A 15,420-nucleotide genomic window follows, 5' to 3' on the forward strand; every position below is an offset into this window, starting at 1 on the left:
TCGATCAGTTCTTTTTGGTACTGCGTGTAGTGCTGCGCGTGGCGGTTCTTTTAGCCGCCGTTTTGGTGGCCACCTTGGCCGCGCTTTTAGTGGCTGCTTTCGCGGACGGTTTTACGGTCCTGGCCGCGGCCGGAGCACTGGTTTTGGCAGAAGTATGGGCATTGGCAGCCGCCGGTTTAGCGGGCTTTGACGAACCAGCCGGTTTAGCCTTGCTTGCCTGCTGACGATAGTTTTCCACCTGCTGCATCGAGGCAGCGGTAGCCGTGGCCATGGCATCAAACTGCTGTTGCAACATGTTCCACCAGGCTTGGGCAGCGGGATTGCCTGCACCTGCGTCGGCGTCCTGCTGAGCGCCAGGCTGTTTGTCGCCGGGGCTGTTCTGGCTGGCAGCCGCTTCAGACTGGGGCGGCGAGGACGGTGACGGCATGGATGCAGGCTGCGCTGCCGTGTGCGAACCAGTCTCAGGTGGGCAGGCCTGCGCCTTGGCCTCTGCCACACTGCTCGCTACTCCCGCCGCTCCCGCAGCCAGAGGATTAAAAGCCATGAAGGCCTCAAAGGGATTTTTCCCGCCAGCCGCCTGCGTCCCTTGCTGGGCCATGGTCTTGATGGCCGCCAGGGTGGAGCGCTGAATCTCCAGGCCCTGAATGGTGGTGCTCAACATGGACAGGTTTAACTGCAACCAGCTTTCCACGGCACGCAAGTCACGAATGCGGCGGTCCAGATCATCGGGGGACAGACTAGGCATCATGCCAGAGCTCACGTCACCTGCCCCACCGCCTGCCATGTTTTTCCAGGCTTGGGCCATCATGTCCATGCTACGTAGCAAGGGGTTGTTGCTGCCGCCCAGGGCATTGAAATCAGGTATACCAAAAGGATTCGGGTTCATGCTTAGCTCCCATGGGGTTGATGGCTGCCCGGCGTATCCCAGGCTCAGGCCAGCTGTTCCAGATGCTGCTTGATGCTGTCAATCAGCACCACTTGCGCTTCCAGGGTGAACATGTCTGCTTCTATCATTTGCCAGGCTTCATCCAGCGTCAATAAGCGAAATTCACTAACCTCGCCGTCCATATTGCAGGGCCGTACCTCGTCAGCCAGCACGCAGTCACTGACCAGGGCATTTTCCACCTGATAGCCTTCAGGCAGCCGACGGTGCATGCGCAAGGACACACGCAAAGGGCTGCTATGGGCCAGCACCGACTCTGGCAAACCAGCCTCTTCGTAGCTTTCACGAATCAGGGATGTCTGCAGCGACTCTCCACTGACCGCCAGTCCGCCCACCAGCGTGTCCCACATGTTCGGGTCTGTGGATTTGGTTGGGGAACGGCGCGCGGCCCAGATACGGCCATCCGTGGACCAGCCATTCAAATGCACTGCCTGCGTGAGAAACCCCAAGGGCCGCACCGCACCACGCTCAATACGGGACAGGCATTGCCCTTCACCGACCACATCCAGCAGCTCATCACGCCAGGCCCGGATGCAGCCGCCTTCCTGCAAACGCAAGGCAACCTGATCCAGGACCTGAGCCAGGCTCAGGTCCTGGCTCGGGCAATCGCTCAGACGCAAGACATCCTCTTCAATCGTCACCCCCGGCAGGGGCTCGATGCAATGGGCGGCCTTGGGCGTGATCCAGCCGGCAACACGCCCGTCAACCGTGACTGGGCGGCTGCCCGGCGGGGGCAGTTGTTGCAACTGACTGGTCAGGCTGAGCATGCGCTGTCGCAGGGCCTGAGTAAGCGATCGGTTTTGGAACAAAGTCATAGTCGGCGATTGTAATTCAAGCCTTGACCCATTACGGCTTTTGTAGCGTTTAGTCCAACCTTGTCTTCTAGGGACATACCCTGCCCTTGAAGGCTAAAGCAAGTTCTATATAATTTCCGTGAACAGATAAGCGACTAAAAACTTCGAGCGGGCCAGCACTTAGCTGCTACAAGCCCGCCACTGCAACACCGCAGTTTCTTCCAGCGTTGGATTTTTCGGAGCGTTGACGCAGCCGAACCCCGGTTTGGCATGGCAACACCAAAAGAGGGACAACAATGAAGATGTGGAGAAGTTTATTTGCTCTGACCGCCTGTTCGATGGCAGGTCCTAGCCTGGCTCAGACCACCAATATGGAAGGTGGACCCCGTGTCAATCAGCTCAATTTGCCCAATGGGGTCACCCCCATAGCCCAGGACATCGCCTGGCTGCACTGGATGATGCTGATTATCTGTACCATCATCTTCATTGGCGTGTTCGGCGTGATGTTCTACTCCATCATCCGGCACCGCAAGTCCAAGGGCGCCATTGCGGCACGCTTTCACGAGCATCTGGGTGTCGAGGTTGCCTGGACAGTCATTCCCTTTTTGATTGTGATCGGCATGGCCCTGCCCGCCACCAAAACCGTGGTGGCCATGAAAGACACCAGCAGTGCGGATCTGACCGTCAAGGTCACCGGCTATCAGTGGAAATGGGGCTACGAATATCTGGACGGCCCAGCCAGCGGCGTCAAATACCTGTCCAACCTGTCCACCCCCCGTGCCCAGATCGAAGGACGCGAGCCCATCGGGCCCAACTATTTGATGGAAGTAGACAAGCCCCTGGTCGTTCCTGTGAACAAGAAAGTGCGTGTCATGCTGACCGCAGAAGACGTCATTCACTCGTGGATGGTGCCCGAATTCGGTGTCAAGCAAGACGCCATTCCCGGCTTTTTGCGTGATACCTGGTTCCGTGCAGACAAGGTGGGTATTTACCGTGGCCAATGTGCCGAGCTGTGCGGCAAGGACCACGCCTATATGCCCATCGTCGTGCAAGTGATGGAGCAGGATGAGTACAACCGGTGGGCCAAAGAGCAGACCGACCTGCTCACTGCCCAGGCCGATGACCCCAACAAGGACTGGAGCAAAGACGAGCTGATCGAACGTGGTCAACAAGTCTTTGCGCAAAACTGCGTCGCGTGTCACCAGGCCAATGGCAAAGGTGTACCCGGCACCTTCCCGGCGTTGGAGGGCAACACGAAGTTTGTGCTCGCTCCCATGAAAGGTCAGATAGACACCGTGCTCAATGGCCATCCCGGCACGGCCATGGCTGCCTTTCGCGATCAGCTCAATGATGTGCAGATTGCCGCGGTCATCACCTACACACGCAACGCCTGGGGCAACGCAGACAAAGGGCCGGACCCTGTCGTCACGCCCGCCGACGTCAAGGCACAGCGCTGATTTAGCGCCCGTCGCCCATCACACCATCAATCTATCCCTGACTACGGCCAGGGGGAGTGCAGCAAGGAGTCAAGCATGAGTAGCGTCACCGTCGACCATGTAGCGAACCCGAGCGGACATGAGGATCACCATCATGCCCATGCCACCCCTAGCGGCTGGCGTCGCTGGTTATTCGCCACCAACCACAAAGACATCGGGACCATGTACCTGATCTTCTCGTTTGTGATGTTGCTCGAAGGCGGCGTGCTGGCTCTGCTGCTGCGGACCGAACTATTTCAGCCCGGTCTCCAGTTTTTCCGGCCCGAGCTGTTCAATCAGTTCACCACCATGCACGGCCTGATCATGATTTTCGGCGCGATCATGCCGGCCTTTGTGGGCTTTGCCAACTGGATGATTCCGCTGCAAATTGGTGCTTCGGATATGGCCTTTGCCCGCATGAACAACTTCAGCTTCTGGCTTTTGCCAGTCGGCGCGATCCTGTTCACTGCTTCATTCTTTGTACCTGGCGGCGCCCCGGCCGGCGGCTGGACCATGTATGCCCCCCTGTCCTTGCAAATGGGTCCAGGCATGGACTTCACCATTTTTGCAGTCCACATTCTGGGGGCATCGTCCATCATGGGGGCCATCAATATTGTGGTGACGGTCCTGAACATGCGCGCCCCCGGCATGACCCTGATGAAAATGCCGCTGTTTTGCTGGACCTGGCTAATTACCGCTTATCTGCTGATTGCCGTCATGCCCGTACTGGCCGCAGCCGTGACCATGCTGCTGACCGATCGCCACTTTGGCACCCATTTCTTTAACGCGGCCGGCGGCGGCGACCCGGTTCTTTACCAGCACATCTTCTGGTTCTTTGGCCACCCCGAGGTCTACATCATGATCTTGCCGGCCTTCGGGATTGTGTCGGCCATTGTTCCAGCCTTCTCGCGCAAACCCTTGTTCGGCTATGCCTCCATGGTGTATGCCACGGCCGCCATCGCCATCTTGTCGTTCCTGGTGTGGGCTCACCACATGTTCACCACCGGAATGCCCGTGACCGGGCAACTGTATTTCATGTACGCCACTATGCTGATCTCCATCCCTACCGGAGTGAAGATCTTTAACTGGGTGGCTACCATGTGGCGTGGCTCGCTGTCCTTTGAAACGCCCATGCTGTTTGCCATCGGCTTTATCTTCGTGTTCACGATTGGCGGTTTTACAGGCCTGATCCTGGCCGTGGCGCCGATTGATATTGCGGTCCACGACACCTATTACGTAGTGGCACATTTTCACTATGTGCTGGTTGCCGGATCGCTGTTTGCCTTGTTTGGCGGCGCCTACTACTGGCTGCCCAAGTGGACGGGCCGCATGTACAACGAACGCCTGGGCAAGATTCATTTCTGGTCCACCATGATCTCGTTCAACGTAACCTTCTTTCCCATGCATTTTCTGGGTCTGGCGGGCATGCCGCGTCGTTATGTGGACTACGCTGGCCAATTCACGGACTTTCACCAGATTGCCACCATTGGCGCCTTCTGGTTTGGGCTGTCGCAACTGCTGCTGATCTACATCGTGATTCAGGCAGCTCGCGGCAAAGGCGAAGCGGCCAGTGCCAAGCCCTGGGAAGGCGCGGAGGGGCTGGAGTGGACCGTTCCCTCGCCCGCACCGCATCACACGTTTGAAATCCCCCCTGTCGTCAAATGAGCCGGAGGAACGCCCTATGACTCCCGAACAACGCCGTCGCAACCGCCGTCTGGGACTGCTCCTGGCTGCGTTCGTCATTGCCATCATGGCCTGGACCTTTCTGAAAGGCAGTCAATTTTTAGGACAGTGATATGGATGACGATTTTCGGGACCTCACACGGCGCAAACTCAGCTTTTTCCAGACCTTGAAAGCCATTGCCTGGGGTTTTTTTGGAGTCCGTCGTGGTCGCGACCATGAACAGGACATTGCCAAGATCAATCCGGTCTATCTGATTATTGCCGCCTTGATCGCCACGGTTGTTTTCGTTGTGGGCCTGATTATGGTGGCCCGCTGGTTCATTGGTCAGGCCAGCTGAACCCTGGCCGAAGACGGCGCCCCCCGGGCACCTGACCCGAAGGAGAACACTATGCATGTCGAGACTACGGCTCACCCGTCCAAGGCGCCGTATTACTACGTCCCCGGCTTGTCGGGACATCCGGTACGCGCCAGTCTTTCTCTGTGCCTGACACTACTGGGGGCGGCGACCTGGATCAATGACTGGCCAGGTGGCTTCTGGGTGTTTCTGGTCGGGATTCTCAGCTTCTTGCTGGTCCTGTATTTCTGGTTCAGTGATGCCATACGCGAATCCGAAACTGGCCTGAACAGTGTCCGTGTCGATGTCTCCTACCGCTGGAGCATGTCTTGGTTCATCTTTTCAGAAGTCATGTTTTTTGCGGCTTTTTTCGGGGCTCTTTGGTATACCCGTGAAATTGCCACCCCCCTGTTAAGTGACCTGGATCACCGCGCCCTGCTCTGGCCCGACTTCACGGGCACCTGGCCCAACCAGGGCCCGGCAGGCACCATTGCCCCCTTTCAGACCGTAGGCCCACTGTGGCTGCCCACCATCAACACGACCCTGCTGCTGACCTCGGGCGTGACGCTGACCATTGCTCATCATGCCTTGCGTGCCAGCAAGCGCAGCAGCGCGATTTTCTGGTTGTTCATGACCGTTGCCCTGGGGGTTGCGTTTGTGGCCTGCCAGGCATACGAATACCTGCACGCCTACGCTGAGCTGAACCTGAAGTTCACCTCCGGCGCCTACGGGGCCTTGTTCTACATGTTGACGGGCTTTCACGGGTTTCACGTGATTATCGGCGCCACCATGCTAACGGTGATGCTGATACGGTTGATACGCGGTCACTTTACTGCCGAGCATCATTTTGGCTTTGAGGGTGCCGCCTGGTACTGGCACTTTGTGGACGTGGTCTGGCTGGGTCTGTATCTGTACGTGTACTGGTTCTAGCAATGCATGCACCAGGCCTGTCTGTACGGGCCTGGTTTGTTCTTTCAAGCCAAGGGTACGCCAGTGCTTTCAATCCAGCCCAGATAATGGGCCAGCAAGACAAACAGGAACAGGGCCACGGACAAACCCACACGCCAGGTCAGGGCATAAGCCATACGACTGGAATTGCCCCGGTCCCGCATCAGGTACACCAAGGCAGACCCCAACGAAACAATAATCCCCAGAAACACGATCAGGACTAGCACACGCATTACGTCTCCCCCGCTTCAGGTTGAATGGATGTCCAGCAACAATTCTCGTTCTTCTTCGACTCGTCCTCTGCTTGCCCTGCTCTGTCTGGGTTTGCTGATGCTGCTGTTCATGAACCTGGGACGCTGGCAATTGAGCCGCGCACAGGAGCGTCAAAACCTGGCACAACAAATCGCTCAAGGCCGCCAGCAAGCCCCTTTGCACATCGATTCCAAAGCCAGCCTGGACAAAGGCGCTTTGTGGCAGTCGGTCGCCGTGCACGGCTCCTGGCGCAGTGAGTTAACTGTACTCCTGGATAATCGCAATTTCAAAGGTAAGCCGGGCTACTGGGTAGCGACTCCTTTTGTACTGGATGAAGGCGATCTGACGGGCTCCAGTCTGCTGGTGCTACGCGGATGGCTGCCGCGCGAACCTGGTCAAGCCCCCGAGGTCCCACCTGCCCCCACTGGCTCCCAAACCATTGTCGGCGAACTGCTGGAACGAGTGCCGCGTCTGTTCGAATTGGGCAACAGCCCCCTGCCCGAGCAGTTGCCCACCTCGTCGCGCACACCACCTGTCGTGCAAAACCTGAGCCTGGAGCAGTTGCGCAGCCGCATTGACGTGCCGTTGCTGCCGCGTGTACTGGCCCAGACCGCGCCCGCCTCCTCGCTGCAAACCCAATGGCCCGACCCCAATATCGATTTTGAGAAAAACCGCGGCTACGCCCTGCAATGGTTCGGCTTTGCCCTGATTGCCCTGTGTGCCTGGATCGGTGTAGCGTGGAAATGGCTGCGACGCTCCAGGCCCCATTTCGCCTCTACAAGGAAGACCTGACGTGGACACGACTCAAGCCCCTGCCCGCCCGCGTTCCCTGACTCCGCTGTACCTGCTGCTGGCGGTCAGCCTGGCACCCGTGCTGTTTGCACTGGCCGCCTATTACATTCCGGCCTTGGGACTGCGACCCGCTGAAAGCAATGCCTATGGTCAGTTGATCGAGCCACAACGCAGCGTGCCTGCGCAAGCCTTATTGCCGCTGCAGACGCTGGATGGTCAGGCCTTTGATCTGCAATCGCTGCGCGGCCGCTGGGTGCTGGTCAGTGCCGATGAAAGCGCCTGTCCCGAAAGTTGCGTGCGCAAGCTGTTCATCCTGCGCAACTCCCACGCCAGCCAGGGCAAGAACGTGGATCGCCTGGCCCGCGTCTGGTTTGTGACCGACTCCGGCCAACCCTCCGAGCAAATTCTGGAGGCTTATAAAGGCACCCACATGCTGCGGGCCGACCCACAGCAACTGGCCCCGTTTCTGGCACCTGGCGCCCCAGGCCAGGCCCCCGAGCAAGCCGTCAAAAACGGCATGTGGATCATCGACCCCAATGGCAACCTGATGATGGCCTTTCCCGGTGATGCCGACCCACTCAAGGTTCGTACCGATATACGCAAACTGCTGAACAATTCACGCATCGGATAAACGCATGACCGATATCCGCCATCGCTACCGCAAGCTGGTCTACCTGACCTGGTTTCTGACCCTGGACCTGATCATGTTCGGCGCCTTTGTGCGCCTGACCGATTCCGGCCTGGGCTGCCCGGACTGGCCTGGCTGCTATGGCAAGCTCACGCCGCTGGGCGCAGGTGCACATATCGAACAAGCTTATCAAGCCATGCCCTATGGCCCAGTCAGCTGGGGCAAGGCGTGGATCGAGATGATTCACCGTTATGTGGGCGCGGCCTTGGGCATGCTGATTATTGCCATCGTCTGGATGGCTTGGCGACATCGTCACGCCCTGGGGCACTCCGCCCGGCTGGCTCTGTTCACCTTGCTGGCGGTGTGCGTGCAAGGAGCATTTGGCGCCTGGACGGTTACCCACAAGCTAATGCCCCTTATCGTCACCACCCATTTGCTGGGCGGCATGAGCGTACTGGCCTTGATGACCTGGCTGGCTGCCCGCGAGAATCCTGGCCCACCTGTCTTGTTGTCCACCCGTCGTTGGCGACCCTGGCTGATCGGTGCCTTTCTCCTTCTGACCATTCAGATTGGGCTGGGCGGCTGGGTCAGCACCAATTACGCGGCACTGGCCTGCATGGACTTTCCGCAATGCCACGGCCAATGGATTCCCGACATGGACCTGCACGGCGGATTTTCACTGTTTCGTGCGCTGGGCGAGCTGCCATCCGGTGAAATGATTTCCCAGGCCGCACTGACTGCCATTCACTGGGTTCATCGCAATATGGCCTTTCTTGTCTTTCTGATTCTGGGATCGGTCGCCTGGAAATTGCGCGCCGATCCTGTCTTGCGTCGCCCCGCCACCGGGGTGCTGTTGCTCTTGCTGGCCCAGCTCGTCACGGGGTTAACCACGATCTTTTTTCAATGGCCTCTTTTGATTGCCGTCCTGCATAATGGGGGAGCTGCCGGTCTCGTTTTATGCTGCGTCACCCTGTTGGTACGGCTTTCCCGCAAGTCGACTGTCCCCCAAGGAATACAGTATGACAAACACCGCCACCCTGGCTCCCGCCTCGCTCCTGCGCCAATATCTGGTACTGACTAAACCGCGCGTCACCCAGTTGGCTGTTTTCTGTGCCGTTATCGGCATGTTTCTGGCTGCTCCCGGCCTGCCCGATCCCGGCACAGTCGTAGCCGGCACACTGGGCATATGGATGTTGGCTGCCGCCGCCTTTGCCATCAACTGCCTGATCGAAAGCCAGATTGATGCCCGCATGCTGCGCACTGCCCGTCGCGGTACTGCCCGCGGCACCATTACCCCACCTCAAGTCCTGGCCATGTCCGGTTTGCTGGGTGGCATAGGCATGCTGGTGCTGTATTACTGGGTGAATCCGCTGACCATGTGGCTGACCTTGGCCACCTTCATCGGTTACGCGGTGATTTATACCGTGATCCTCAAACCCCTGACCCCACAAAACATCGTGATCGGCGGTTTGTCCGGTGCCATGCCCCCCGCTCTGGGGTGGGCAGCGATTGCCAACGCCGTACCGGCAGAAGCCTGGCTGCTGGTGCTGATTATCTTCATCTGGACGCCCCCCCACTTCTGGGCATTGGCCTTGTATCGCCAGCACGACTACCAGCGTTCGGGGCTGCCCATGCTGCCCGTCACCCACGGCAAGACTTTTACGACGCTGCATGTGCTGCTCTACAGCTACATCCTGATGGCCTCCAGCCTGCTGCCCTTCGTCATCCGCATGAGCGGCGTGCTGTATCTGGTGGCTGCCATCGTGCTGGGCGCACGTTTCATTCAATATGCCCATCAACTGCACCGCAACTACAGCGATGAACTGTCCCGCAAGCTGTTCCGCTTCTCCATTATTTATCTGGCGGTTCTGTTTGGGGCCTTGCTGATAGATCATTGGGTGCGGCTTATTTAACCGTCCGCCAAAAAAACGGGTCACAGCAGACCCGTTTTTTTTCGACTAGGCTTCTACTGTCCGTTCCCAATCAGGTGGCAAGGGCGGGCCCACAAAGTTTTCTGCCTCGCTCAAGGCATGCGCCAAACCAAACAAGGGTGGCAATTCTTCGTGCTGACGCTGGCCGGACTCGAATTCCTGCCAGACCTGATACGCGCGTTGGCGCTGTCGCACCACGGCCTCGATCTTTTCACTGAAGATGGGATCTTTGCCACGCAAGGTATCGAAATCACGCTCGGTCAGCATCAGCAGGCGGCTATAGCCCAGGGAGCGCACTTCACCAACGTGGTCGCTGTGCTCCACAACATTGACCTCACCAATCGTCTGCCCTGTCCCCAGTTCCACCAGGCTGCCATCAGGCAAGGTCAACTCCAGCGCCCCGGACGCCACAAAGAACATGGCACGCATGCCGCCATAGCGCAAATGGATCTTTTGATCTGGCAGCGCCAGACGTGGACGCAAGCGTCGAGCCAGCTCTTTTTTGGCTTGCTCGGAGATGCCGTCGAACATGGGCACCTGCGCAATCAGCTCCATGGCGCTCATGGTCATGTCCAGAGTGGGACGCTCATCCAGATAGCGCCAGCGTTGCGTAATCTGTTTGACCAGATCCGCATACATCTCGCTGGTAATCAGGGAATGCGACAGCATGGTGCGATAGTGCGCCCGCTCTTGCGAGGCTGCCACACGCGCCAGATAGGATTCCTGCAACCATTGCGCAAACACCGGGTATTGCAGGGTCAGGGAGTGCAGGGCCTCTTCCAGCTGAGACAAACGTAACTTATGGGCCTGCACAATCGTACCGGTCGCCTGTTTTCCCAATAAGGGCGCCAATTCAGTCTCGGCAAAACGAATCAGACGCTGCGCAACCGAGCGTTTGGCGATCAGATTGGAGAAGCGTTTATCCAGTTCGCGTACCAGCCAGCCTTGCAAACCAAACAGATAATGCAGACGCAAAGCGGTACGAAAACCACGCGAATAACGCAGGTCTGTTGCAATCGCCGCCTCAAAACCGGCCAAACCGGCCAGCCTCACTGTATCGTTCATGCGTTCGGCCCGGCTCAATAGGGCCTCGGCTGTTTTCCAATCCACAATCTGCGATTTCAGCAGCTCGTAAAACAGCTCCACCTCGCGGGCCGATAAAATCGCCATGCCCATTTTGATTTTCTGTGCCTCGGTCAGGCTTTGAATCTGGCCCGACGCCACACCGGCCTGACTGGCCTCAAAAACCGTACAAAGGCGCTCGATCACTTGTGGCTTGATCTGCTCTTGCCGCCCCAGTTCCTCGGTCTTGTCGCGCAGCTCTTCCAGCGCCAGACTCACCGCCTGATCGCGCAAATGGCGCTCCAGCGGTGTCAACTGATTCAAACCCAAACGACGAATCAAGGGCCGCAAGCTGATCCCGTTCACAAACAGGGTCAGCAGCACAAAGCCCGTGGTGGCCACACCGATGAACTGGCGCACATCATGCGGAATGGCGTGTTGTTCCGTAACCGCCAAGGCCAGCGCCAGGGAGACTGCTCCGCGCAGCCCGCCCCATAAAATCACCACCCGGTAAGGTCGACTGACCCGAGTGCCAAAGCGAGTACGGCCCAACAGAGGCAGCACGCCAAACACCATCGCAGCACGTGCCAGAAGCGTCACCCCAAACAGCAATACAACCAGACCAATCTGCATCCAGGTGATTTCTGCCATCAGGCGCGGAATCAACATGGCGGCGAACAGAAAGATCAGGGAATTGGCCAGAAACCCCATCTGGGTCCAGGAGCTGCTTAACAGTTCGAAAGTCGCGGGCGACATGCGGGTACGACCCGTGGAACCCACCACCAAACCGGAAATGACGGTAGCGACCACTCCCGACACACCCAGATAGTGTTCGGATACAAAAAAGGCCAGGTACGCCAAGGCAATGGTCAGGGTTACTTCAGCAGCGGGCCAACCCCGCAAGAGCACAAACAGACCACTGGCCAGCCGTCCCATTAAGAAGCCCGAGATCCCCCCACCCAGAAAACTGAACAGGAAGCTGCCCAGCACCGTACTACCACTTAACTCACCACCTCCGGTCAGCACCGCCAGCAGCACGGAATACAGAGCAATGGAAGCGGCGTCGTTAAACAGGGCCTCCCCTTCGACCAGCGTGGACAACCGTTTGGGTGCGCCCACTTCACGGAAGATGCCCACCACGGCGACAGGGTCTGTCGTGGCCACAATCGCGCCCAACATCAAACAGACTACCAGTCCATAAGACGACGCCGCGTTCAAGGCGTAACCCACGGCAAAGGTACAGACCACCACGGCCACAATTGCCATCATCAAAATAGCACCGATATCATCGAGCAAGCGGCGCAAGTTCATGGCCAGCGATGTCTCGAACAACAAGATGGGCAAAAAGGCGTATAGAAAGGTCTCGGACGAGATGTCGAAGGCCTGCAGGGTATTGAGAAAGTCCGACACCATCTTGGGCGCCCAGGCATGCAAATGCAGCAGGATGCCCAGCGCAAAGCCGATCAAGGCCAGTAGTACGGAATACGGTAGTCGCAGGCGTCCAGCCAAAGGCGGCATAAAGGCGACCAATCCCAACAGGCCTGCCAGTCCAAAAACAAACTGCCCAATGTGCATCGCGACATCCTTTGTCATCGGCATTGACCCGATTGGCATGTGCCTACGCATTCAGACATGGGCAAGCCAGATCGGCACGGAAAATCCCCCCGCTTTCCGCAGGAATCAGAATAGCGCTTTTTCCCCGGCCCACAGCCGCCAAATTATCTTTTTCTCGCAAAATTTACGTTTTTTGGCCTGTGCCGGGGCACACACTCATCCGTAAAGCGGCAACTCAAAACCTGCGCAAGCGCAAATTCGCCCCTGACATAACTGGTTATACTTTCGCATCATGAGTTTTCCGCGCTCCTTCCTCGCCGCCCATGCCTGGCCCCATCGACTGGGCCTGTGTCTGTTGCTGCTGGCTGTGGTGTTGCGCGGAGTCGTACCAACCGGCTATATGCCTAAACAGGGCGATCAAGGCTATGCCCTGGCCTTTTGTCTGCCTTCCGGACAGAGCCTGCCACCTGAAATGGCGCAACACTGGGCCGCCCTGTTAGGCGAGGACGCCACAGCGCACTCCGATCAGGCCACCACCAGCGCCACCTGCCCATTCTGCGTCATGCTGCAAGCGGCTCTGACACCCGCGCCTGTCGCGCTCGTGACGCCCTTGAGCCTGGGCCATTTCCGGCCCTTGTTGCTTCCGGCACTCCACCCGGCCCTGGCCCAAACCTTTATTCGCGGCCCACCCGTGGGGCCACGCGCTCCTCCCTTCCTTCTTCCTGCCTGATTCCTCGCGTTCGGCGCTGCCGCTACGCTTTCTCTGCCCTGCAGCTCTCGACCAAGCGGGTATGCCGCTGGACGATGGCTGCGCTTTGGAATTTAGTCATGAAGAACCTAGTAAGCCCCGGCCTGATCCGCGCCGGTGTTCTGGCCTGCCTGCCCTCTATGGCCCTGGCCCAAGCCACCGTTATTGAACAACTGAGCCCCATTGTGGTGACAGGTGTGGCCCCCGAGTCGCCCCTGCAATTTAGTACCAACCCCAAGCTGCCCCGCCTGCCCTTGCCGGCCAGCGACGGCACCGACTACCTGAAAACAATTCCGGGTTTTGCCGCCATCCGCAATGGCGGCAGCAATGGTGATCCAGTACTGCGCGGCATGTTTGGCTCGCGTCTGAACATACTGACCAACGGCAGCGCCATGCCCGGTGCCTGCCCGTCCCGGATGGATGCGCCTACCTCCTACATTTCGCCCCAGTCCTTTGATGAGCTGACCATCATCAAAGGCCCACAAAGCGTACGCTGGGGGCCGGGCGCTTCTGCCGGAACGATACGTTTCGAGCGCACAGCACCCGGTTTCACCGAGAACGATGCCACGCTGGAAGCCAGCCTGCTAGGCGGGTCGGCAGGACGCCACGCCGGAAACGTGGATTTCGCGGCCGGCAATGCCTCTTACTATGCCCGCCTGACCGCCAACCAGGACCGCGCGCAGGACTACAAGGATGGGGACGGCGAGCGCGTCCCCTCACGCTGGAAAAAATGGAATACCGATGTCGCCATTGGGTTGACACCCGATAGCGACACTTTACTGGAGCTTAGCGCCGGTACGGGCGACGGGTATGCCCGCTACGCAGGACGTGGCATGGACGGCACGAAGTTCAAGCGCGAAAACCTGGGGCTACGCTTCAAGAAAGAGATGCAGGAAGGGGCTGTGCGCCAGGTGGAGGCCCAGCTCTACTACAACTACGCCGATCACGTTATGGACAACTATGAGCTGCGCCCCTTCAAACCCAGCGCTGGCATGTCCATGCCCATGGCCTCCAACGTGGATCGCCTGACCTGGGGCGGACGCATCAGTGTGGATTGGGCGTTACGCGACGATTTGACCCTGACGACCGGTACCGATGTGATGCGCAGCCGCCATCGCAAGCGCAGCGGTATGGGTATGCAGGATTACCGTGATCAGGATTGGATAAAAGATGCGGAGTTCGACAATATCGGCCTCTTTACCGAGGCGCGTTGGGATCTGAACGATAACAGTCGTCTGATTGGTGGCGCACGTCTGGACTGGGCCAGCGCCCGGGACCTGCGTCCCAGTCTGGGCAGCGGCATGATGAGCAAGCCCAACCCCGGTGCCAACGAACGTCGCAAAGAAACCCTGCCCAGCGCCTTTATACGTATTGAGCATGATCTGCCAAGCCTGCCCTTGAGCCTGTACGCCGGTATCGGCCATGTACAGCGCATGCCAGACTACTGGGAGCTCATTTCTCCAGCCAGCGGCCCACAGGGAAGTCCCAGCGCCTTCCTGGGCATTCAACCAGAAAAAACCACGCAACTGGATATTGGCGCACAGTACAAGGATGACACGGTCTCGGCCTGGGCCTCGGCTTACCTCGGCCAGATTCAGGACTACATCCTGTTCGACTACCTGCCTGGCGGCATGATGGGCAGAAAAACGCAGGCTCGCAACGTCAATGCTCGTATTATGGGTGGCGAATTGGGTGCCGACTGGAAAGTCTCCCCCAGTTGGACGCTGGGCAGCAGCCTGGCCTATGCCTGGGGCAGCAACCGCACAGACAGTCGGGCTCTGCCACAAATGCCCCCTCTGGATCTGCGTTTAACGGCGGACTATGTACACGGCCCTTGGTCTGCAGGCGGTATCTGGCGCATTGTGGCCAAGCAGACGCGCTACGCTCGAGATCAGGGAAATGTGGTTGGTTATGATTTCGGGCCTACCGGGGGATTTAGCACGGTGTCGCTGTACGGAGGCTACAAAATCAACCGTAATCTGTCCCTGACAGCCGGTGTCGACAATCTGTTCAACAAAACCTATGGTGAACACTTGAATCTGGCCGGTAACAGCGGTTTTGGCTTTGGCGCCGCCACGCGCTTTAATGACCCTGGCCGCACCCTCTGGCTACGCGCAGCCCTGTCCTTCTAAGCCTTCCGTATAAGCCCTAGCCGGGTCTGACCGACCCGGCTGGGCAAACGGCAGCAGCATCAGGACAAAAAAAAGGGACACCTGGTCGGTGTCCCGTAAACATCCGCTTCAAAAGGGAGGGGAAGAGGAGAAGCCGAAGCGGA

Annotated in this window: 15 protein-coding genes; 11 read left to right on the top strand and 4 right to left on the bottom strand. The window is 58.5% G+C overall.

The features are described from left to right. Nucleotides 1-4: 4 nt before the first annotated feature. Complete coding sequence (locus tag FE795_RS16185; protein WP_219235317.1) at nucleotides 5-886, bottom strand: PhaM family polyhydroxyalkanoate granule multifunctional regulatory protein; 882 nt, start codon at nucleotides 884-886, stop codon at nucleotides 5-7. 44 nt (nucleotides 887-930) lie between these two features. Next, nucleotides 931-1,758, bottom strand: a complete 828-nt coding sequence (locus FE795_RS16190; protein WP_131071056.1) for an NUDIX hydrolase — start codon at nucleotides 1,756-1,758, stop codon at nucleotides 931-933. A 275-nt stretch (nucleotides 1,759-2,033) separates the two neighbouring features. Between FE795_RS16190 and coxB the strand changes: the two genes are divergently transcribed. From coxB to FE795_RS16215, 5 genes are all read left to right on the top strand, one after another. Then, complete coding sequence (gene coxB, locus FE795_RS16195; protein ID WP_219235319.1) at nucleotides 2,034-3,194, top strand: cytochrome c oxidase subunit II; 1,161 nt, start codon at nucleotides 2,034-2,036, stop codon at nucleotides 3,192-3,194. Nucleotides 3,195-3,269: 75 nt separating this feature from the next. Then, entirely contained in the window at nucleotides 3,270-4,877 is a 1,608-nt protein-coding gene (gene ctaD / locus FE795_RS16200; protein ID WP_003805154.1) for a cytochrome c oxidase subunit I, read from the top strand. Between the two features lie 16 nt (nucleotides 4,878-4,893). After that, entirely contained in the window at nucleotides 4,894-5,007 is a 114-nt protein-coding gene (locus FE795_RS16205; RefSeq protein WP_219235321.1) for a cytochrome oxidase small assembly protein, read from the top strand. A gap of 1 nt (nucleotide 5,008) precedes the next feature. After that, nucleotides 5,009-5,233: a DUF2970 domain-containing protein gene (locus FE795_RS16210; RefSeq protein WP_003805158.1), complete on the top strand. Its 225-nt coding sequence runs from the start codon at nucleotides 5,009-5,011 to the stop codon at nucleotides 5,231-5,233. Nucleotides 5,234-5,284: 51 nt separating this feature from the next. Continuing rightward, a complete protein-coding gene (locus tag FE795_RS16215) occupies nucleotides 5,285-6,160 on the top strand; it encodes a cytochrome c oxidase subunit 3 (RefSeq protein ID WP_219235323.1) in 876 nt (291 codons plus the stop codon). A gap of 44 nt (nucleotides 6,161-6,204) precedes the next feature. Here FE795_RS16215 and FE795_RS16220 read toward each other — a convergent pair whose 3' ends face one another. Beyond that, nucleotides 6,205-6,411 carry a twin transmembrane helix small protein gene (locus tag FE795_RS16220; RefSeq protein WP_003805161.1) on the bottom strand — a complete coding sequence of 69 codons (207 nt, stop codon included), beginning with the start codon at nucleotides 6,409-6,411 and terminating at the stop codon, nucleotides 6,205-6,207. 28 nt (nucleotides 6,412-6,439) lie between these two features. Between FE795_RS16220 and FE795_RS16225 the strand changes: the two genes are divergently transcribed. Genes FE795_RS16225 through cyoE form a run of 4 tightly spaced genes read left to right on the top strand, consistent with a single transcriptional unit; the run spans nucleotide 6,440 to nucleotide 9,763 of the window. After that, nucleotides 6,440-7,222, top strand: coding sequence for an SURF1 family protein (locus FE795_RS16225; protein ID WP_219235325.1), 783 nt, complete (start codon nucleotides 6,440-6,442; stop codon nucleotides 7,220-7,222). Nucleotide 7,223: 1 nt separating this feature from the next. After that, nucleotides 7,224-7,853 carry an SCO family protein gene (locus FE795_RS16230; RefSeq protein WP_003805165.1) on the top strand — a complete coding sequence of 210 codons (630 nt, stop codon included), beginning with the start codon at nucleotides 7,224-7,226 and terminating at the stop codon, nucleotides 7,851-7,853. A gap of 4 nt (nucleotides 7,854-7,857) precedes the next feature. Beyond that, nucleotides 7,858-8,931 (top strand): COX15/CtaA family protein, encoded by a 1,074-nt coding sequence (locus FE795_RS16235; protein WP_131071060.1) that lies wholly within the window; start codon nucleotides 7,858-7,860, stop codon nucleotides 8,929-8,931. Next, nucleotides 8,870-9,763 carry a heme o synthase gene (gene cyoE, locus FE795_RS16240; protein WP_059318100.1) on the top strand — a complete coding sequence of 298 codons (894 nt, stop codon included), beginning with the start codon at nucleotides 8,870-8,872 and terminating at the stop codon, nucleotides 9,761-9,763. Before FE795_RS16235 ends, cyoE begins: the two co-directional genes overlap by 62 nt. A gap of 45 nt (nucleotides 9,764-9,808) precedes the next feature. Here cyoE and FE795_RS16245 read toward each other — a convergent pair whose 3' ends face one another. Beyond that, nucleotides 9,809-12,418, bottom strand: a complete 2,610-nt coding sequence (locus FE795_RS16245) for a cation:proton antiporter (protein WP_059318099.1) — start codon at nucleotides 12,416-12,418, stop codon at nucleotides 9,809-9,811. Between the two features lie 271 nt (nucleotides 12,419-12,689). Between FE795_RS16245 and FE795_RS16250 the strand changes: the two genes are divergently transcribed. After that, entirely contained in the window at nucleotides 12,690-13,127 is a 438-nt protein-coding gene (locus FE795_RS16250) for a DUF2946 family protein (protein WP_003805177.1), read from the top strand. A gap of 98 nt (nucleotides 13,128-13,225) precedes the next feature. Next, entirely contained in the window at nucleotides 13,226-15,277 is a 2,052-nt protein-coding gene (locus FE795_RS16255) for a TonB-dependent copper receptor (RefSeq protein ID WP_219235327.1), read from the top strand. Nucleotides 15,278-15,420 lie beyond the last annotated feature (143 nt).

This window comes from Alcaligenes ammonioxydans (genome assembly GCF_019343455.1).
In the GTDB taxonomy this organism is placed as follows: domain Bacteria; phylum Pseudomonadota; class Gammaproteobacteria; order Burkholderiales; family Burkholderiaceae_B; genus Alcaligenes; species Alcaligenes ammonioxydans.